This window comes from Celeribacter sp., from assembly GCF_048266405.1.
Taxonomy (GTDB): Bacteria; Pseudomonadota; Alphaproteobacteria; order Rhodobacterales; family Rhodobacteraceae; genus Celeribacter.
Genome location: NZ_JBLWZO010000006.1, coordinates 135,995 through 153,456, shown reverse-complemented (window position 1 = coordinate 153,456; position 17,462 = coordinate 135,995). Strand labels below are relative to the sequence as shown.

The following is a 17,462-nucleotide window of genomic DNA, read 5'->3' as shown; positions in this document are numbered from 1 at the left end:
TGCCGTGTCAGGCGGGATTCGGTGTGGGATTGCCCAGATCGTATGTGTTTTGCTTTTTGCAACATATTGAGCAAATTTGTGGTTTGGATATGTAGATTTGCATATCAATGGCACACGGTGGAATGGTAGAAGACCCTATGAATTGGGAAGATGGAAAACTGTTTCTGGCGGTCGCGCGTGAGGGTCAAATGCTCTCGGCGGCGCGAAAGCTCGGGTTGAACCAAGCCACGTTGAGCCGCAGGCTGTCCGCACTTGAGGCGGAGTTGCAGGCGACGCTCTTGGTGCGGGGTCCGTCCGGCTGCACCTTGACCGAGGATGGTGAGGCGCTTGTGACCAAACTTGAGCGTGCGGAGAGTGCGATGCTTGAGGGGCAGGCGCTGTTCAGTTCGACCGACACGCGCCCCAGTGGTGTTGTGCGTATCGGAGCGCCTGACGGGTTCGGGGTGTCATACCTCACGCCGCGTCTGTCGCCGTTGCTGGACCGCTATCCTGATCTGCGGATCGAGTTGGTGGCGATCCCGCGCAGTTTCTCGCTGTCCCAACGAGAGGCGGATTTGGCCATTATGGTGGGGCGACCCGAAAAGGGGCGGCTGATTGCCCGCAAGCTGACGTCCTATTCTCTGGGTCTTTACGCCTCGAAACAGTATCTGGAGCAACACGGCTATCCGCCCTCTGACCCGCCGTTCACGGGGCATCGGGTTATTGGCTATGTCGAGGATTTGTTGTTCTCGCCGTCGCTGGATTATGCCTCTGATTACTTCGGCGGGACGCGGGCGCAGCTCGGGATTTCCTCGGCCGTTGCGCAGATGGAAGCGGTGAAGGCAGGGGCGGGGATCGGCGTGCTGCACGATTATCTCGCCGCACGGGAGACGGATCTGGTGCGCCTGTCGTCGTCTGTGAAAACCCGCCGCGAATACTGGCTCGCCTACCACGAGACGCAAAAGGAATTGCGCCGCCTCAAGGTGGTATCCGATTACATCACGGGGCTTGTGACCTCGGACAAAGGGTGGGTGGTCGACTGACACCCGCGCCGTGCTGCGACCCTTTACTGCTGTGCGTTCACCCGTTCGATATAGGCGCGTAGTTCTTCGGCCTCTTGGCGGGCTTCGCGCAGACCGTCCATTGCGGCGTTCAGCTCGGCTTCGGTCTGGTTAAGCTGATTGGTCATTTCCTGCTCACGCTGTTGGAAATAGGTGATGGCCTGATCGCGCTGCTCTTCGGCTTCATGAACCTGCTGCGCCATTTGATCGAGGTCGCTCATCTCGCCCTGACCGACACGGACAAAGCGGTGGACGAGCCAATGCGCGAACCACCCCAAAAGGAAGGCCAGAAAAAGTACGACCGCTGTGGCGAAAATCAATTCAGTTCTATTCATTCTCGGTCTCGTCCCCGTTGTTGTCCACAGGCGCGGTTTCTGTCTCGGCCTCGGTCTCGTCAATGAGTTTAAACTCAATGCGGCGGTTGGCCTCGCGGCCCTCTTCGGTTTCATTATCGGCAATCGGCTGTGTCTCGCCATAGCCCTTGGCGGTGAAATCAACACCGACGACGCGGCGCGAGATCAGGGCGTTCAGGACCGATCCTGCGCGGGCTTGGCTGAGCTGAAGGTTCATTTCTTCGCCGCCTTGGCTGTCGCTGTGCGCACCGATTTCGATCTCCATATCTTCGCATTTCTCAAGGGCTTTTGCGAGACGGTCAAGCGTATCTGTGGAGGACTCGTCGACCTCCGTGGAGCCGGGCGCAAAGACGATCTTGCTTGCCTGAATGATCTCGTTGGCGCGGGAGACGCATTCCTCTGCGGAGGGGAGGTCAAGCACGGGGTCGAGTTGGCGCACGTATTCGACTTCGATGTCGAAGGTTTGCTCGCTGCCAAGTTTGTCGGCCAGAAGGCGCGTGATGTTGGATTTGGCGGCGGCATCGCCTGTGCGACCACGTACCCGCACCGTTCCGGGGACCATCGTGACGGAGCCATTGTCGAGTGTGGCGAGGGCCTCAATCGCGGCGAGGGCGTGAACGGACCAGCCGTTGGGCAGACCTTCGACCTGACGCAGGGCGGAGTAGATGGTGTTGGCCCCGAATGCGGCTTTTGCGTAGGCCTCGACAGCGGTTTGGCTGCGCTCGTCGCCAATGCGCCCACGCAGTTGAACCTGACCCTCTGGCGAGCGCAGGGCGACGAATTGCACTGCATCGGGGGATTCGTCGTTAACGGGGGCGGGCAATGTGGTGTGAAGGGTAAAGGCCGCAGGCAAATCGGCCTCCAGTTCGCCCGCGACCTTGTCAAAGAGCGATGCACTGGTGTCTGGGGTGCCGACGAGGGAGACTTCGTTGTCCGAGAATGTAATGGAGCCAGAGCCGAGTTCCTGAACCGCCCGCATTCCCGTTTCGACGGCACGCGCCCATTGAGAACTTGGGGAGCCAAGACCAAGGGCGCAAACAGGATCGGAGATCCCTGCGGCGCGGGCGGCGGCGAGAATGCGCGCTTGCCCTTGTTCGGTTTCAGCCGAACAGGCATCGAATTGCGGACCCGTTTCGTCGATCAGGAACCGCGCGGTAAAGGGCGTGATGATGGGACGGGGCGCGGAGATATTGATGTCAACGGCAATGCCCGATGGTTTCTTGTCATCAAGGGCGCGCTCAAACCGACGTTTTTGATCTTCGCTATCGGCCAGTCCCGTTACGGTGATGTTCTCCGCAGACAGCGAGATTTTCGCACGTGGCAAAAGTTTGATGGCCTCAAGCCCGAAGTCCATTGCCGCGTCCCATGTTTCGGGGACGGAGTAATCCGCATGTTCGAGCAGGTCGGCAATGGAGCCTGTGGACCCGGCGGACATGAGATCGTCGAGGAAGGCGTCGCGATCCCATGCGGTAGGCACCAGACCGATCAGCGAAATGCCCTCGTCATTGCGCAGGATTTCGATGGAAAACCGCGGGGCGACAATGGCGTCCTGCGTTTCGATGTCCATGACGTTGATGACGCGGGCGGGATCGACCACGTGGCCTGCGGCGCGTTGCGCGGCCAGTTGCGTGGTTTCATCGGGGGCGGTGCCGGTCAGAACGACCTGTAGCCCGTCCGCTTGAACCTCGACCCATTCGTAGCCTTCGAGCTTTAGCTGTTGGGAAACGGCACTTTGGGACAGCGTTTCAATCGCGCGCGCACTTAGAGTTGCGCCGAAGAGCGCAATGATCGCAGCGCATATAAACGCAATGAGTGTCGGGACAACTGATGATAGGCGCATGGAACAGGTCAATTTCCAGAATTAATCTATGAGTATCCAAGTCTTTAGGGGGTTCAGCCGCCCCCTGCAATCAAAGGAAAACCGAAGCGGCGAAAAACAGCGCAGCGATGAGACCTGCATCCCGATTGGAGCGAAACAGTTTGAGGCAGGTATCGGGATTGTTGATGTCAAGGCGCGACATTTGCCAGACCATATGCCACCCCATGCCCCACGGCGCACCGATGGCGATGATGGTCGCCAGCAAGGAGCGGTCGGAAAGGGCCTCGATAATCGCGCCCGCCATGAGCAGGACAGTGACGATGAAAAACCGTTTGAGCCACATGGCCGTGTTGTCGCCAAACAGGCGGGCGGTGGATTTGACGCCGATCAGGGCATCGTCGTCTTTGTCTTGGTGGGCATAGATCGTGTCATAAAACAGCGTCCATGCGATGCCCGACAAGTAGAGAAAGACAGGGGCGATGGTGAGCTCGCCCGCGACGGCGGCATAGGCGAGAAGGGCACCCCAGTTGAATGCAAGGCCGAGGAACACCTGCGGCCACCATGTGAAGCGTTTGGCGAAGGGGTAGATCGCAACGGGCACGAGCGAGGCGATGCCGAGAAGAATGGCGAGTTGGCCAAAGGTGAGCAGGATGAAAAACGAGATCAGGCATTGCAGCCCCATCCAGATCAGCGCCTGTTTGACGGAGACCTGACCCGAGGGAATCGGGCGGCTTTTGGTGCGTGTCACGCTCGCGTCGAACTCGCGATCAGTGATGTCGTTCCATGTGCAACCCGCGCCGCGCATCAACCACGCGCCGAGCGCCGAGCCGACCATGATCCACACCGTGCGCAGGGTCATTTCTCCCGCCGCAGATGCCGCCAGAAGTGCGCCCCACCATGTCGGAAGGAGCAGCAACCATGTGCCAACGGGCCGATCTGCGCGGCTCAGGCGCAGGTAGGGTCGCGTCCATGCGGGGGCCATTGTGTCGACCCAGTTGCCTTTGACGGCATCAAAAACCTGTCCGTCTGTCTCTGGCGTTGTGCGCTCGTCGGTCATATGTAGGTCTCATGGTTCAAGCAAAAATACGCCTCTATGTAGATCACCCCCTGTCCGAAGGGCAAACCGTTCCTCTCACAAAGGAGCAATCCCATTATCTTTTCGGCGTGATGCGTCAGGACAACGGGGCCTTTGTGGCCTTGTTTAACGGCGCTGACGGCGAGTTTTTGGCCGAAGTGACCAAAGCCAATAAAAAGAACGGCGAATTGGTCTGTCGCGCGAAAACGCGGGATGTGCAGATGCCGCCCGACCTGTGGTTGATGTTCGCGCCGATCAAGAAGGCCCGCACGGATTTCATCGTCGAGAAAGCCGCCGAGATGGGGGCGCGTCGGATTGTGCCTGTGAACACCGCATACACCAATGCCGAGCGAATCCGTCAGGACCGTTTGCAGGCCCATGCCCTTGAGGCTGCCGAGCAATGTGGTGGCACCTATGTGCCCGAGGTGACGGAGCTGCAAAAGCTCGACCGTTTGTTGGCGGATTGGGACGAGACGCGCCACATCATGTTTTGCGACGAAAGCCTTGTCGGCGCGGCGCAGGCTTTGGGCGATGTGGCGGGCGGTAAGTGGGCCATTCTGATCGGACCCGAGGGCGGGTTTTCGCAAGCGGAGCGCGACCGCCTTCATGCGCTGCCCTATGCTCATGCGATCTCGCTTGGGCCGCGTATCTTGCGGGCGGATACGGCCGCCGTTGCGGCGCTTACCGTGTGGCAGCAACATCTGGGGGACTGGTCCTGATGCGTCCTGAAGTGCGGGCCTTGATGTGGCGGTGGCGCGAAGTGATCGTGGCGCTTGTCGTTGTGGCGTTGATGGCGTGGTGGGCCTCCGCCTCCTATGGCGTCGTGCGCTGGGTGGCTTTGGCGGTCACCGCGATTGCCGTGGTCTTTGCCTTTGCTGCGGTTCAACGCGTACGGTTCGGACGGCACGGGGGCGGGGTCGGCGCGGTCGAATATGACGAGGGCGTTGTCAGCTATTTCACCCCCATGACGGGCGGTCAGATCGAAATCGCGGCGATGACCTCCGTGATTCTCCTGCCCGCCGTGCGCGGTCCCGCCCATTGGCAACTCGACGCGCCGGGCCAAGCGCCGTTGCTCATCCCGCTTGACGCTTTCGGGGCGGAAAAACTGTTCGATGTTTTCGTGACCCTAGAGGGAATCGAGACAGAAAAGATGCTTCGCCAGATCAAAGCCGAGCCAGACAAACCCGTGGTGATCTGGCGCAAACGCAGCATCGCGCTTCATTGATCACGTAAATATCATGGCCTGTGATCTTGTTTGACGTGCATATCGGGATCATTAGGGAGCTTACCCGTGTGGACGTAGATCTCCCTGCCTCGCTTTCGTCGCATTGACTTTCTGACGGCCATACCCCAACTCTACTCGACGAAATAACGGCGGAGAACCGATCTATGTCCATCCCTCAGTCTGGCGGCGGTATCGTCGAGAATTATAGCGATTTGGCCGAATATCTTGAGGCGGGGTGCAAACCCAAAGAGACGTGGAAGATCGGGACCGAACACGAAAAATTCGGCTACTGCAAAGATACGCTCAAACCGCTGCCCTATGAGGGAGAACGGTCGATTCGGGCCATTCTGGAATCGCTTCAGGATCGTTTCGGGTGGAACCCCATTTTTGAGGGTGAGTATCTCATCGGGCTTGAGTTGAATGGCGCGAATATCTCGCTTGAACCCGGTGGCCAGTTGGAGCTGTCCGGTGCGCCGCTCGATACCATCCACCAGACCTGTGACGAGGTGAACGAACACCTGCGCGAAGTGCAAAGCGTCTCTGACGAGATTGGCGCGGGGTTCATCGGTCTGGGCATGGCACCGCATTGGACCCATGAGGACATGCCGTTGATGCCCAAGGGGCGTTACAAATTGATGGACGCCTATATGGATAGCGTCGGCACCACGGGCACACAGATGATGCGGCGCACCTGCACCGTTCAGGTGAACCTTGATTTCGGCTCCGAGGCCGACATGGTGCAAAAGTTCCGCACCGCGCTTGCGCTGCAACCCGTTGCCACGGCGCTGTTTGCCAATTCGCCCTTCAAAGAGGGCAAGCTCAACGGCCATAAATCGTGGCGCTCCTACATCTGGCGGCACCTCGATCCTGCGCGCACGGGCATGTTGCCCTTTGTGTTCGAGGAGGGGATGGGGTTTGAGCGCTATGTCGAATACGCGCTCGATGTGCCGATGTATTTCGTCTACCGCGATGGCAAATATATCAACGCGCTGGGCCAGTCGTTTCGAGATTTCCTGAAGGGCAAACTGCCTGCGCTGCCGGGTGAAAAGCCAACGCTGTCCGATTGGGCCGATCACCTGACGACGATCTTCCCCGAAGCGCGGATCAAGCAATACATGGAAATGCGCGGGGCCGATGGTGGTCCGTGGCGCAGGCTTTGTGCCTTGCCTGCCTTCTGGGTGGGTATGATGTACGACCAGAATGCGCTCGATGCCGCGACGGATCTGTTCAAAGACTGGACGCCCGAGTTCCGCGAGGAGCTGCGTGTTGCGGCCTCTGTGGACGGGCTTCAGGCCGAGGTGGGCGGCGTGAAGATGCTCGACCTTGCGCGCGAATGCGTGTCGATTTCCGAGGCGGGTTTGGTCGCGCGTGGCCGCGAAGGCGCGGGCGGTCTGGTGCCCAATGAGACACACTTCCTCAATGCGCTCAAAGACAGTTTGGAAACGGGCAAAGCGCCCGCCGATGAATTGATCGAGCGGTTCGAGGATGATTGGAACGGCGACGTGACCAAAGTGTTCGGCGAGTTCAGCTACTAAGGCCGCCCGCCTCACGCGTTAGGCGGTTTTGTCGCCTTTCGCGCCGATCTTGGTTTCTGTTCCGTTGCGCAACCGCGCGATGTTTTCACGGTGTTTGAAGAAGATCAGGCCTGTGAGCACCAAGACCAGAACAGCGCCGTGCAGGTGATACAGCCATGCGGTGTAAATCGGGGCGAGTAGGGCCGCGACGAGTGCCGAGAGGCTTGAATACCGCGTTGCAACGGCGGTGATCAGCCAAGTGGCGCAGGCCAACAGGCCCACGGGAAAACTCAGCGCCAGAAGCGTGCCGAGGAAGGTTGCAACACCTTTGCCGCCTTTGAATTTCAAAAACACGGGATAGAGATGGCCGAGCATGGCGCACAGGGCCGCGATGCCTGCGCCATCTTCACCGACGAGGCTGCGCGCGATCAAAACCGCCGCAGCCCCTTTGCCGCTATCACCGAGAAGGGTGAGGAAGGCGGCGAGCTTATTGCCCGTGCGCAACACGTTGGTGGCACCGATATTGCCCGACCCGATGGCGCGTAGATCGCCAAGGCCAAACAGGCGCGCCATGACGATACCAAAGGGGATGGAGCCAAGCAGATAGGCGGCGAGTGCGGTCAGTAGCATGGTCATCAATCAGCCCTCATAAACGCGGAAGCCCGCAACCCATGTCCCGCGCACTTTGCCCTGTAGGCGTGCCCCGTCAAAGGGTGTGTTTTTCGATTTCGATTTGAGTTTGAACCGATCAAGCACAAAGGGTGCATCGGGGTCGAACAGGATCAGGTCGGCGGGCGCGTCATCGGCTAGACGGCCAGAGGGCAGGCCAAGGCGTTTGGCGGGATTGAGCGACATGGCTCGCATGAGTTGGGGCAGGGTGATCTGACCCGCATGAACGAGGCGCAAGGCGGCGGGCAAAAGCGTTTCCATCGCTACCGCGCCCGATGCGGCTTCTTCAAACGGCAGGCGTTTGCTCTCTTCGTCTTGCGGGGTGTGCATGGAGCAGATCACGTCGATCAGCCCGCTCTCCACCGCGTCGATCATCGCGAGGCGGTCGTCTTCGGAGCGCAGCGGCGGTTTGACTTTGAAGAAGGTGCGATAATCGCCCACGTCCAACTCGTTGAGCGTCAGATGGTGGATGGACACGCCCGCCGTCACGTCGAAGCCGTTGGCCTTTGCCCGCTCCAGTGCGGGCAGGGCGCGGGCGGTGGTGATCTGATCAAAGTGGTAGGAAACGCCCGTCATTTCGATCAGCGCGATGTCGCGATCCAACCCCATGCGTTCGGCCATAGGTGACACGGAGGGCAAGCCGCGCAGGGCGGCGAATTTGCCGGATGTCGCCGCAGCACCTTTGGACAGGCAGGGATCTTGGGGGTGGCCGATGACCAAGGCACCGCAAGATTTGGCGTAGGTGAGCGCACGGGCCAGAACCTTGGTGTTTTCGACAACGTGGTCGCAGTCGGTAAAGGCGACGGCCCCTGCGTCTTTCATAAATCCGATCTCGACCATCTCGCGACCTGCGCGGTCTTTGGTCAGGGCGGACATGTGTTTGACGTTGACGATGGCGTCGGTCGCGGCGCGGCGTTGGACGAACTCCAACACTTCGGGCGTGTCGATGGCGTTGATGGTGTCGGGGCGTGTGACCATCGTGGTCACGCCTCCTGCGGCGGCGGCGCGTCCGGCGGAGGCAAAACTTTCCTTGTGGCGCTCGCCCGGCTCGGAGACTTTGACGCCCAGATCGACAATTCCGGGCGCAAGGCATTTGCCGCCGCAATCAATGCTCTCGCCCCGTGGTGGTGTGCCTGTGCCGCGCTCGGCGATGCGGTCGCCTTCGACGCGCAACCACCCGAGCGTGTCGGTGAGGGCTTCGGGGTCGATCAGTCGGGCATTGGTGAAAATGGTCATGCGATGCCTCTTTGGATGTCGCGGATCAGCGTGAAAACTGTGCGGGCGTCAGGGATAGTGTCGAATTGCGGCGTGGTCAGCGTCTGGTTGCCAATGAGGCTCACGGCCTCGGCGCGAAAGCGGATGGTGCCCGGATCGTCGCCGTCAAAGTCGATGCCCGTATTGGGGCGGATGTCCACGGCGTTGAGCGACGGGCCTGCAAAGGGAATGCGCATCGCGAAAAAGGCGCGGGAATTGGACAGCGAAAACCACGTGTTGCGCCGCGCATACATGCCGAGCCATTTCGGGCCGAAGCCCACAAAAAGTCCGACGCCCATGTGGATCAGGCCAAAGGGCCAAAAGCCGCCCGTTTTATAGGCCGAGATCATCCACAGCACCGCCGCAAGGCAAAAGCCCAGACCCGCGATCATGGTCACGATTTCATGTCTGGACATGGGTTGGCTTGGCACGGGTTGCCCCTGCCACAGGATGCGCTCGTCTGCGCGCAGTATGCCGTCCCATCCGTCCGTCATCCCGAAATCCACACGAACAGGGTCACGAAAACCGCAAGGAAGATGAGGACGAAGGTCGCCACCATGCCGCCGATCCGCGCGTCGGATTTGACGGGTTTGCCTTGGGGCAAGAGACCCTCGGCACTGGTGGAGGTTAGTTTTTCGTGGGTGGGCAAGTCCACGGGCAAGGCGTAGCGGCCAACGAATGACAGCGGGGCTTTGGGGGCAAATCGCTCTTGGCCGCTGAGGGCTTGGGAAAAGACCAAGGCGACACCACCGTGCAGGGCGTCGAGTTTGGCGGCGTCTTCGCCAATGTCCATGCCGTTGGCTTCGGACAGGTAGCGAGAAAACCCGTACTCCTGAAGCGTGGAGAGGTCGAAGAGTTCGACGAAATCCTGATCGGGGTAGGAGGACAGTCCGAGCGCGTCGCCAAGCGGCCACTGCACGTCGCCCTCGTTGGTGTGCTCCTCATGGCCGAAGGCGGCAAGCTCGTCCTCGGGCAGATCGACGGAAAACACCCAGACGTATCGGTGGTCGCTATCGGGGATCGTGAGGGGATCGGTCATACCATCACGCTCTTGTCTGCCGCCTCGCGGTCGGCTTTGAGGTTGCGGGCCAAAAGGTCCATCGCGGCCATGCGCACGGCGACACCCATCTCAACCTGCTCCTGGATCACCGAGCGATTGATGTCGTCGGCAATCGTCCCGTCGATCTCGACCCCGCGGTTCATCGGACCGGGGTGCATGACGATGGCGTCGGGTTTGGCGTGTGCCAGTTTCGCGGCATCAAGACCGTAACGGTGGAAATACTCGCGCTCGGATGGGATAAACCCGCCGTCCATGCGTTCTTTTTGAAGGCGCAGCATCATAACAACGTCCACGTCTTGCAGGCCCTCTTCCATATTGTCGTAGACCTCGCAGCCGAATTCTTTGAACTGGCTTGGCACCAAGGTGGGTGGGCCGACGAGGCGCACACGGTTTTCCATTTTGCCCAGTAGGATCAGGTTGGAACGGGCCACGCGTGAATGGGTGACGTCGCCGCAAATCGCGATGCTGAGACGGTGCAGGCGGCCCTTGGCGCGGCGAATGGTCAGTGCGTCGAGAAGCGCCTGTGTCGGGTGTTCGTGTTTGCCGTCGCCTGCGTTGAGCACGGCGCAGTTCACTTTTTGCGCAAGCAGGTCCACGGCCCCCGAATGCGGGTGGCGCACCACCAAAAGATCGGGGTGCATGGCGTTGAGCGTGAGCGCGGTGTCGATCAGGGTCTCGCCCTTTTTGATCGAAGAGGCCTGCATCGCCATGTTCATCACATCCGCGCCAAGGCGCTTTCCCGCAAGCTCGAAGGAGGCCTGTGTGCGCGTCGAGTTCTCAAAGAACATATTGATCTGGGTGAGACCCTTGAGCGCGTCGGAATGTTTGTGCGTCTGACGGTTGAGATCGACGTAGCTGTCGGCCACATCAAGCACCGTTTTGATTTCTTCGGGATGGAGAGGTTCAATCCCCAGAAGGTGTTTCTGCCGGAATGCCATATGTGCCTCCCTAAAGCGCGACGGTGCAGGTTTGTCACGCTTATAGAAACTGTGAGGCAGGGCGGCAATGGCGCGTAATGTCGAATGCGTAGATTTACCTCGCCTGCGTGGCGATGTAGCGTAGCGCGTATGGAGACTCATCTGGATCATATTGATTTTTGGGACGCGCACGCCCTGTTGGACTGGCAGGTCGAGCTTGGCGTGTCCGAGCCGATTAGCGAGTATCCCATAAACCGCTATGAAATTCCCGAAAAAGCACCCAAGCCCGCCGCACAAGCGCGATCGGGGAAGGCGGCTGTGCCCCCTGTGCGTCCTGCGGCAGAGGTCGAGGTGGACTGCGTTGGTGAAGCAACAAAGGCCGCCAAGGCCGCGACCTCGCTTGAGGCGCTGCGCGAGGCCATTGCAAATTTCGATCATTGCGCCCTGAAACGCGGGGCGCACAATCTTGTGTTTAGCGACGGCACGCCCAAGGCGCGGGTGATGGTCATTGGGGAGGCTCCCAATCGTGATGAGGATCGCGAAGGCAAACCCTTTGTCGGTCGCGCGGGGGCATTGCTCGACAAGATGTTCGGAGCCATCGGATTGGATCGCACCTCTCCCGACGCTCTAAACGCGCTCTATCTTGCGTCCGCTTTGCCGTGGCGTCCGCCCGAAAACCGCGATGCTACGGCGGATGAACTCGCCATGCTCACACCGTTTTTGATCAAACATATCGAATTGGCCGATCCTGATGTGATCGTGATGATGGGCAACCTGCCCTGTCAGGCGCTCACGGGGCGGGCGGGAATCACGCGTTTGCGCGGGACGTGGCTGGAGGTGTTGGGAAAACCCGCGATGCCGATGGCCCATCCCGGCTATCTGCTGCGCACGCCTATGGCGAAACGCGAGGCATGGGCCGATCTTCTCGACATACAGGCGCGATTGCGCACTTTAAGCTAAAGGAACACGACGTGCCCAAGATTGACGAAAGTCTTGAATTCATTCCCGTTCGCATTGCCGTTTTGGCCGTTTCGGATTCACGGTCTATGGCCGACGATGTGTCGGGGGAGACCTTGGTGTCGATGATCGAGAAAGCGGGGCATATCGTGGCGGATCGCAAGATTGTCACTGATGACCGCCCGCTCATCCGCGACATGTTGCAAGCGTGGGTCGATAGCGACGACGTGGATGTTGTGATTTCCACGGGCGGCACGGGGCTGACGGGACGCGATGTGTCGGTGGAGGCGCACCGCGATGTCTACGAGAAAGAAATCGAAGCCTTCGCGACGATGTTCACCATCGTGTCGATGAAAAACGTCGGCACCTCTGCGGTGCAGTCCCGCGCCACGGGCGGGATCGCCAAAAGCACCTATCTGTTCGCGCTGCCCGGATCGCCGGGGGCGTGTAAGGACGCTTGGAACGAGATTCTGATCTGGCAGCTTGATCACCGTCACAGGCCAAGCAACTTTGTGCAAATGATGCCGCGTCTCGAGGAGCATAAGCGCCCTCGATAATCTGCGCGGTCACGCCACACCCGAAAATGACAAAAAAGTGCACCGCAATTGCGACAATCATTTGTAGAGTGGTGTAAATAGACGGATCGGGTGGCTGCGCCCGAAACGTTTCAAATTGTGCAATTTATATTCGGGGACACGCGATGCGTTTTCTGCGCCGTTCTTTGGTTGGTCTTTTCTTGATGTCGCTCACCGCCGCTTTGTTGGTGGCGGGCGGGTATAAATTCTATTCCGCTTTCCAAGAGAGATTGGCTCGTGAGAGCAAGCCCGCACCTGCCCGCGAGCGGCAATTTGCGGTGAATGCTATAACGGTCGAGCCAACGCGTCTGGAGCCTGTCCTGTCAACCTATGGCGAGGTTGAGGCGAGCCGCACGTTGGAGCTAAGGATGCCTGCGGGGGGCCGCATTGTCGAGTTGTCCGAACGGTTTGAAGAAGGCGGCGCGGTGAGGGCAGATGAGGTGCTGATGCGGGTCGATCCTGCTGATGCGGCCGCTGCCCTGCGCGTCTCGCAAGCCGATCTTCAGGAGGCGCAGGCCGAGTTGAGTGAGGCAGAGCGTGCTTTGCTGATTGCTGTCGATGATCTGGAGGCCGCACGGGCGCAAACGGCGTTGCGCACCGCCGCGTTGGAGCGGCAACAAAACTTGCAAGAGCGTGGTGTCGGGTCTGCCAGTGCGGTTGAAACGGCGGCCTTGGCCGAAGCCTCTGCACGACAAGCGGTGCTGTCCAAACGTCAGTCGCTTGCCAATGCCGAGGCGCGGGTGGATCAAGCCAAGACGGGCGTGTTGCGGGCTGAAATCGCGCTTGAAGAGGCCAAGCGGTCCTTGGACGACACCACATTGGTCGCGGAGTTTGATGGTGTGTTGACGGGTGTGGTTGGCGCCCTTGGCGGGATCGTGAATGCCAATGAACAGGTCGGGACGCTGATCTCGCCTGATGCGCTTCAGGTCGCGTTCCGTATTTCGACGCAGCAATATTCCCGCCTTGTCGATGGTCAGCGCGGCCTGCCGCGTTTGCCTGTTGTGGTGTCTTTGGACGTGGCGGGTGTGGATTTGACGGCTACGGGTGAGGTGACGCGCGAAAGTGCGGCTGTGGGCGATGGCCAAACGGGGCGTTTGTTGTTCGCGCGTCTGGACCAGGCTGCGGGTTTGCGGCCAGGGGATTTTGTGAATGTGCGCCTCAACGAGCCGGCACTGGAGAATGTCGCGCGGCTTCCCGCAAGTGCGGTGGATGCGGCGGATACGGTTTTGGCAATCACGGAAGAGAGCCGTTTGGAGGTTCTTGATGCGCCTGTTTTGAGACGCCAAGGGGATGATGTCATCGTCGAGGCTTCCGCTATCGCAGGGCGTCAGATCGTGGCCGAACGCAGCCCGCTTTTGGGGGCGGGGATTCGCGTGCGTGTGAACGGCGCGGCGCGGTCCGAGCGTGAGGGTGCCGCTGCGCAAGACCCGTCGAGCGAAGCGCCGGCGACGGTTGCTTTGACACCAGAGCAGCGGGAGAAACTCATTGCCTTTGTCGATGGCAATTCGCGCATGCCCGAAGAGGCGCGCGCGCGGATCAAGGAACAGCTTGCCGGCGAAGAGGTGCCCGCCGAGTTGGTCACACGTCTTGAAAGCCGAATGGGGAGCTAGACATGGCCACAAAACGCTTTGAAAAGGCGGGCGGCGTTCTCTCCTATTTCACCCGCCACCGCACGGCGGCGAACCTGTTGTTGGTTCTGCTTTTGGCGGCGGGGATGTTTTCGTTGCCACGGATGCGGGCGCAGTTTTTCCCCGATGTGGTCGTGGATACTGTGCGTGTCTCGGTGGCATGGGAGGGCGCGGGGGCCGAGGATGTCGACCGCGCCGTGGTGCAGATTTTAGAGCCGACGCTGCTCACGGTCGAGGGCGTGATGGAAAGCTCCTCCACCTCCACCGAAGGGCGTGCGTCGATCCGTCTGGAGTTCGAGCCGAACTGGGACATGCAACGCGCCGCTGATGATGTGAAGGCGGCGATTGATACCGTGTCCAACCTGCCTGACGGGGCCGATGACGCCACCGTGCGCTGGGGCGGGTGGACGGATTCCGTAACGGACGTGGTTATCACGGGGCCCGTGGGTCTGGATCAACTGGCGCGGTTTGCCGATGAATTGGTGGTGCGGCTGTTTTCCGAGGGGGTCACACGGACCAGCATTTCAGGCGTAGCCGCACCCGAGACCATCGTCGAGGTCGAGACGATCAATCTGATTAAATACGATGTGACCATGGCCGAGATCGCAGCGGCGATTGCGGCGGAGGCGGACACCAGCCCAGCGGGCAGTGTGGGCGGCGGCACGTCGCGGGTGCGTGCAGGGGTCGAGAAACGCTCGGCGCTGCAAATCTCCGACATTGTCTTGCGCTCGAATGACGACGGATCGAAGCTCACGGTCGGTGATGTGGCCGACATTCGTGTTGAGGGGATCGACCGCAACGAAGCGTTTTTCGTCAAGGACAATGGCGCGGTGAGCGTCAAGGTGGCGCGCTCCGATCAGGGCGATGCGATCGAGTTGCAAGGCATCGTCGAGGACGTCACCGCGCAGATGCAATTGAGCCTGCCCGAGGGGGTGACGCTCGATTTGTTCCGCACACGGGCGGAGGCGATCAAAGCCCGTTTGGATATTTTGGTGACGAATGGCGCGATGGGTCTCGCCTTGGTCGCGGCGTTGCTGTTCTTGTTCCTCAATACGCGAACGGCACTTTGGGTGGCGGCGGGGATTCCCGTGTCGATGCTCACCGCGATTGCGCTGATGTATGCGGCGGGTCTGACGCTGAATATGATTTCTCTGTTCGCGTTGATCATCACCTTGGGCATCGTGGTGGACGATGCGATTGTGGTGGGGGAGCATGCCGATTTTCGGGCGCGTCGTTTGGGCGAAGGGCCTGTCGAGGCGGCGGAAAATGCGGCGCGGCGTATGTTCGCGCCTGTGTTTTCCTCAACGCTGACGACGGTCATCGCCTTCTTCGGTTTGACGGCCATATCGGGACGCTTCGGGGATATGATTGCCGATATTCCCTTTACGGTGATTGTGGTGCTGATGGCGTCGTTGATGGAGTGTTTCATCATCCTGCCGAACCACCTGAGCCATACGGTCGCGAGCCACCAGAACGCGCATTGGTATGACTGGCCTTCGCGGCAGGTGGACAAGGGGTTCCGTCTGTTCCGCGAACGGCTGTTCCGTCCGTTTGTGACGTGGACCGTGCGGTTGCGCTATCCCGTGGTGGCGGCGATTTTCGTTCTCTTGGCGGTTCAGGTTTCGCAACTGATCACAGGGGCGGTGCAATGGCGGTTTTTCAACTCGCCCGAGCAGCCCGTGATCTCGGGCAATTTCGCGATGGCGCCTGGTGCGACACGCGAGGATTCCATGGCGATGATGTCCGAGTTGCAACGCGCGACCGAGGCGACGGGTCAAAAGTTCGAGGCGGAATACGGGGTCAATCCTGTGGCCTATGCCGTGGCTCAAATCGGCGGCAATGCGGGACGTGGCCTGTCGGGCGCGGACACCAAGGAGAGCTATCAACTGGGCGGTATTTCCATTGAGTTGATTGATGCCGATCTGCGTCCCTATTCGTCATATGCCTTTGTCGCGGATTTGCAGGAGGCTGTGGTCAATCATCCTCTGGCCGAAACCGTGTCCTTCCGTCGGGGTCATTTCGGTCCGGGAGGTGATGCGATTGATATCGAATTGGTCGGGGCCGATTCCGAGACGCTCAAGGCCGCAGCCGAAGGTCTGAAATCAAAACTTGCGCAGTTCTCCGAGGTCTCCGCGCTTGAGGACAGTTTGGCCTATGACAAGGAAGAGCTCATTCTGGAACTGACGCCGCAGGGCGAGGCGCTTGGCTTTACCATTGATGCTTTGGGGCGGACCCTGTCGAACCGTTTGGGCGGCATTGAGGCGGCGAGTTATCCCGATGGGGTTCGCACGGCGACGGTGCGGGTGGAATTGCCTGATGACGAGTTGACCGCTGATTTCCTTGACCGCACCCAAATGCGGGCCACGTCGGGTCAGTATGTGCCGCTGTCCGATATTGTCTCGGTTACACGTCAGACGGGGTTTTCGACCGTGCGGCGTGAAAACGGTCTGCGGGTTGTGACGGTCTCGGGCGACCTGAGCGAAGACGACCCCGCGCGGGCCACTGAAATCCAAGCTGCAATTTCTGACACGATCCTGCCTGAACTCGCCGAGGAGTATGGTGTGACCTATAAAGTGGCGGGTCTTTCGGAGCAGGAGAACAGGTTCCTGTCGGATGCGCTCTTGGGGCTCATGGCCGCGCTGCTCGGCATCTATCTCACACTTTCGTGGATTTTTTCGAGTTGGACACGGCCCGTTGTGGTGATGTCGGTCATTCCCTTCGGGTTGATCGGCGCGATTTACGGCCATGCGTTGTGGGGTATTCCTCTGTCGATGTTCTCGATTGTGGGGTTGATCGGCATGACGGGGATCATCATCAACGACTCGATTGTGTTGGTGACAACGATTGATGAATACGCCGAAGATCGCGGTCTGATGCCCGCCATTGTGGACGCGACGGTGGACCGTTTGCGCCCTGTGTTTCTCACCACCATGACCACGGTTTTGGGCCTTGCGCCTTTGCTCTACGAGGGTTCTGCCGATGCGCAGTTCCTTAAGCCCACTGTGGTCACGTTGGCCTATGGGCTTGGCTTTGGCATGGTGATTGTTTTGATGATGGTGCCCGCGATTATTGCGATGCAGTTGGACGTGGGCCGTGCCATTGCCGCGACCCGTCGGGCGGTTAATTCGCCGCGTCGTGTGGGGGCTGTGGGTGTGGCCACTCTTGCGGCTGCGATTGCGACCCTTGCGTTGCTAATCGCCACTGTTGGCGAGGTTGCTGTCTCGGGGGCTTTGCCTGCGCTGTTCGGCGGTGGCGGGATGGCGCGGGCTTTGGGCGTGTTCAGTGTCGGGATCGTTGTGGCCTATGCCGTGATCTACGCCGTCTCGGCTCTCCTGATCACGCGCCGTCGTCGCGTGAGATAGCGGCGCAATCGTTG

The 17,462-nt window shown here is 60.0% G+C and carries 16 protein-coding genes; 8 read left to right on the top strand and 8 right to left on the bottom strand.

The genetic code is table 11. The features are described from left to right. Window positions 1-137 precede the first annotated feature (137 nt). On the top strand, window positions 138-1,022 hold the full coding sequence (locus ACN0TS_RS12890) for a LysR family transcriptional regulator (RefSeq protein ID WP_417259767.1): 885 nt from the start codon (window positions 138-140) through the stop codon (window positions 1,020-1,022). 23 nt (window positions 1,023-1,045) lie between these two features. Here ACN0TS_RS12890 and ACN0TS_RS12885 read toward each other — a convergent pair whose 3' ends face one another. The 3 genes from ACN0TS_RS12885 to ubiA all read right to left on the bottom strand — a co-directional run bounded on the left by ACN0TS_RS12885 (window position 1,046) and on the right by ubiA (window position 4,269). Further along, on the bottom strand, window positions 1,046-1,375 hold the full coding sequence (locus ACN0TS_RS12885) for a hypothetical protein (RefSeq protein WP_417259766.1): 330 nt from the start codon (window positions 1,373-1,375) through the stop codon (window positions 1,046-1,048). Next, window positions 1,368-3,233 (bottom strand): OmpA family protein, encoded by a 1,866-nt coding sequence (locus tag ACN0TS_RS12880; protein ID WP_417259765.1) that lies wholly within the window; start codon window positions 3,231-3,233, stop codon window positions 1,368-1,370. Before ACN0TS_RS12880 ends, ACN0TS_RS12885 begins: the two co-directional genes overlap by 8 nt. Before the next feature lie 70 nt (window positions 3,234-3,303). Next, window positions 3,304-4,269, bottom strand: a complete 966-nt coding sequence (gene ubiA / locus ACN0TS_RS12875; protein ID WP_417259764.1) for a 4-hydroxybenzoate octaprenyltransferase — start codon at window positions 4,267-4,269, stop codon at window positions 3,304-3,306. Window positions 4,270-4,280: 11 nt separating this feature from the next. Between ubiA and ACN0TS_RS12870 the strand changes: the two genes are divergently transcribed. From ACN0TS_RS12870 to ACN0TS_RS12860, 3 genes are all read left to right on the top strand, one after another. Further along, a complete protein-coding gene (locus ACN0TS_RS12870) occupies window positions 4,281-5,006 on the top strand; it encodes a 16S rRNA (uracil(1498)-N(3))-methyltransferase (protein ID WP_417259763.1) in 726 nt (241 codons plus the stop codon). Continuing rightward, window positions 5,006-5,512 carry a hypothetical protein gene (locus tag ACN0TS_RS12865; protein WP_417259762.1) on the top strand — a complete coding sequence of 169 codons (507 nt, stop codon included), beginning with the start codon at window positions 5,006-5,008 and terminating at the stop codon, window positions 5,510-5,512. The genes ACN0TS_RS12870 and ACN0TS_RS12865 overlap by 1 nt, the downstream gene beginning before the upstream one ends. 164 nt (window positions 5,513-5,676) lie before the next feature. Then, window positions 5,677-7,047, top strand: coding sequence for a glutamate--cysteine ligase (locus ACN0TS_RS12860; protein ID WP_417259761.1), 1,371 nt, complete (start codon window positions 5,677-5,679; stop codon window positions 7,045-7,047). A gap of 18 nt (window positions 7,048-7,065) precedes the next feature. Here ACN0TS_RS12860 and plsY read toward each other — a convergent pair whose 3' ends face one another. The 5 genes from plsY to ACN0TS_RS12835 are packed head-to-tail and all read right to left on the bottom strand — an operon-like array spanning window position 7,066 to window position 10,947. Next, window positions 7,066-7,662, bottom strand: a complete 597-nt coding sequence (gene plsY, locus ACN0TS_RS12855) for a glycerol-3-phosphate 1-O-acyltransferase PlsY (RefSeq protein ID WP_417259760.1) — start codon at window positions 7,660-7,662, stop codon at window positions 7,066-7,068. Window positions 7,663-7,665: 3 nt separating this feature from the next. After that, complete coding sequence (gene pyrC, locus ACN0TS_RS12850) at window positions 7,666-8,931, bottom strand: dihydroorotase (RefSeq protein ID WP_417259759.1); 1,266 nt, start codon at window positions 8,929-8,931, stop codon at window positions 7,666-7,668. Then, complete coding sequence (locus ACN0TS_RS12845) at window positions 8,928-9,443, bottom strand: aspartate carbamoyltransferase catalytic subunit (RefSeq protein WP_417259758.1); 516 nt, start codon at window positions 9,441-9,443, stop codon at window positions 8,928-8,930. Before ACN0TS_RS12845 ends, pyrC begins: the two co-directional genes overlap by 4 nt. After that, window positions 9,440-9,988: a hypothetical protein gene (locus ACN0TS_RS12840; protein WP_417259757.1), complete on the bottom strand. Its 549-nt coding sequence runs from the start codon at window positions 9,986-9,988 to the stop codon at window positions 9,440-9,442. The genes ACN0TS_RS12845 and ACN0TS_RS12840 overlap by 4 nt, the downstream gene beginning before the upstream one ends. After that, complete coding sequence (locus ACN0TS_RS12835; protein WP_417259756.1) at window positions 9,985-10,947, bottom strand: aspartate carbamoyltransferase catalytic subunit; 963 nt, start codon at window positions 10,945-10,947, stop codon at window positions 9,985-9,987. The genes ACN0TS_RS12840 and ACN0TS_RS12835 overlap by 4 nt, the downstream gene beginning before the upstream one ends. Window positions 10,948-11,076: 129 nt before the next feature. On the opposite strand from ACN0TS_RS12835, the gene ACN0TS_RS12830 reads away from it, so the two are divergent. From ACN0TS_RS12830 to ACN0TS_RS12815, 4 genes are all read left to right on the top strand, one after another. Next, window positions 11,077-11,886: a uracil-DNA glycosylase gene (locus tag ACN0TS_RS12830; RefSeq protein WP_417259755.1), complete on the top strand. Its 810-nt coding sequence runs from the start codon at window positions 11,077-11,079 to the stop codon at window positions 11,884-11,886. 11 nt (window positions 11,887-11,897) lie between these two features. Beyond that, window positions 11,898-12,440, top strand: a complete 543-nt coding sequence (locus ACN0TS_RS12825; protein WP_417259754.1) for a molybdenum cofactor synthesis domain-containing protein — start codon at window positions 11,898-11,900, stop codon at window positions 12,438-12,440. 143 nt (window positions 12,441-12,583) lie between these two features. After that, window positions 12,584-14,068, top strand: coding sequence for an efflux RND transporter periplasmic adaptor subunit (locus tag ACN0TS_RS12820; protein WP_417259753.1), 1,485 nt, complete (start codon window positions 12,584-12,586; stop codon window positions 14,066-14,068). A gap of 2 nt (window positions 14,069-14,070) precedes the next feature. Then, window positions 14,071-17,448: an efflux RND transporter permease subunit gene (locus tag ACN0TS_RS12815; protein ID WP_417259752.1), complete on the top strand. Its 3,378-nt coding sequence runs from the start codon at window positions 14,071-14,073 to the stop codon at window positions 17,446-17,448. Window positions 17,449-17,462: the final 14 nt, after the last annotated feature.

Coding starts and splice junctions, on each gene's coding strand:
- ACN0TS_RS12890 (WP_417259767.1), top strand. CDS start 138: ATGAATTGGGAAGATGGAAAACTGTTTCTGGCGGTCGCGCGTGAGGGT.
- ACN0TS_RS12885 (WP_417259766.1), bottom strand. CDS start 1,375: ATGAATAGAACTGAATTGATTTTCGCCACAGCGGTCGTACTTTTTCTG.
- ACN0TS_RS12880 (WP_417259765.1), bottom strand. CDS start 3,233: ATGCGCCTATCATCAGTTGTCCCGACACTCATTGCGTTTATATGCGCT.
- ubiA (WP_417259764.1), bottom strand. CDS start 4,269: ATGACCGACGAGCGCACAACGCCAGAGACAGACGGACAGGTTTTTGAT.
- ACN0TS_RS12870 (WP_417259763.1), top strand. CDS start 4,281: ATGGTTCAAGCAAAAATACGCCTCTATGTAGATCACCCCCTGTCCGAA.
- ACN0TS_RS12865 (WP_417259762.1), top strand. CDS start 5,006: ATGCGTCCTGAAGTGCGGGCCTTGATGTGGCGGTGGCGCGAAGTGATC.
- ACN0TS_RS12860 (WP_417259761.1), top strand. CDS start 5,677: ATGTCCATCCCTCAGTCTGGCGGCGGTATCGTCGAGAATTATAGCGAT.
- plsY (WP_417259760.1), bottom strand. CDS start 7,662: ATGACCATGCTACTGACCGCACTCGCCGCCTATCTGCTTGGCTCCATC.
- pyrC (WP_417259759.1), bottom strand. CDS start 8,931: ATGACCATTTTCACCAATGCCCGACTGATCGACCCCGAAGCCCTCACC.
- ACN0TS_RS12845 (WP_417259758.1), bottom strand. CDS start 9,443: ATGACGGACGGATGGGACGGCATACTGCGCGCAGACGAGCGCATCCTG.
- ACN0TS_RS12840 (WP_417259757.1), bottom strand. CDS start 9,988: ATGACCGATCCCCTCACGATCCCCGATAGCGACCACCGATACGTCTGG.
- ACN0TS_RS12835 (WP_417259756.1), bottom strand. CDS start 10,947: ATGGCATTCCGGCAGAAACACCTTCTGGGGATTGAACCTCTCCATCCC.
- ACN0TS_RS12830 (WP_417259755.1), top strand. CDS start 11,077: ATGGAGACTCATCTGGATCATATTGATTTTTGGGACGCGCACGCCCTG.
- ACN0TS_RS12820 (WP_417259753.1), top strand. CDS start 12,584: ATGCGTTTTCTGCGCCGTTCTTTGGTTGGTCTTTTCTTGATGTCGCTC.
- ACN0TS_RS12815 (WP_417259752.1), top strand. CDS start 14,071: ATGGCCACAAAACGCTTTGAAAAGGCGGGCGGCGTTCTCTCCTATTTC.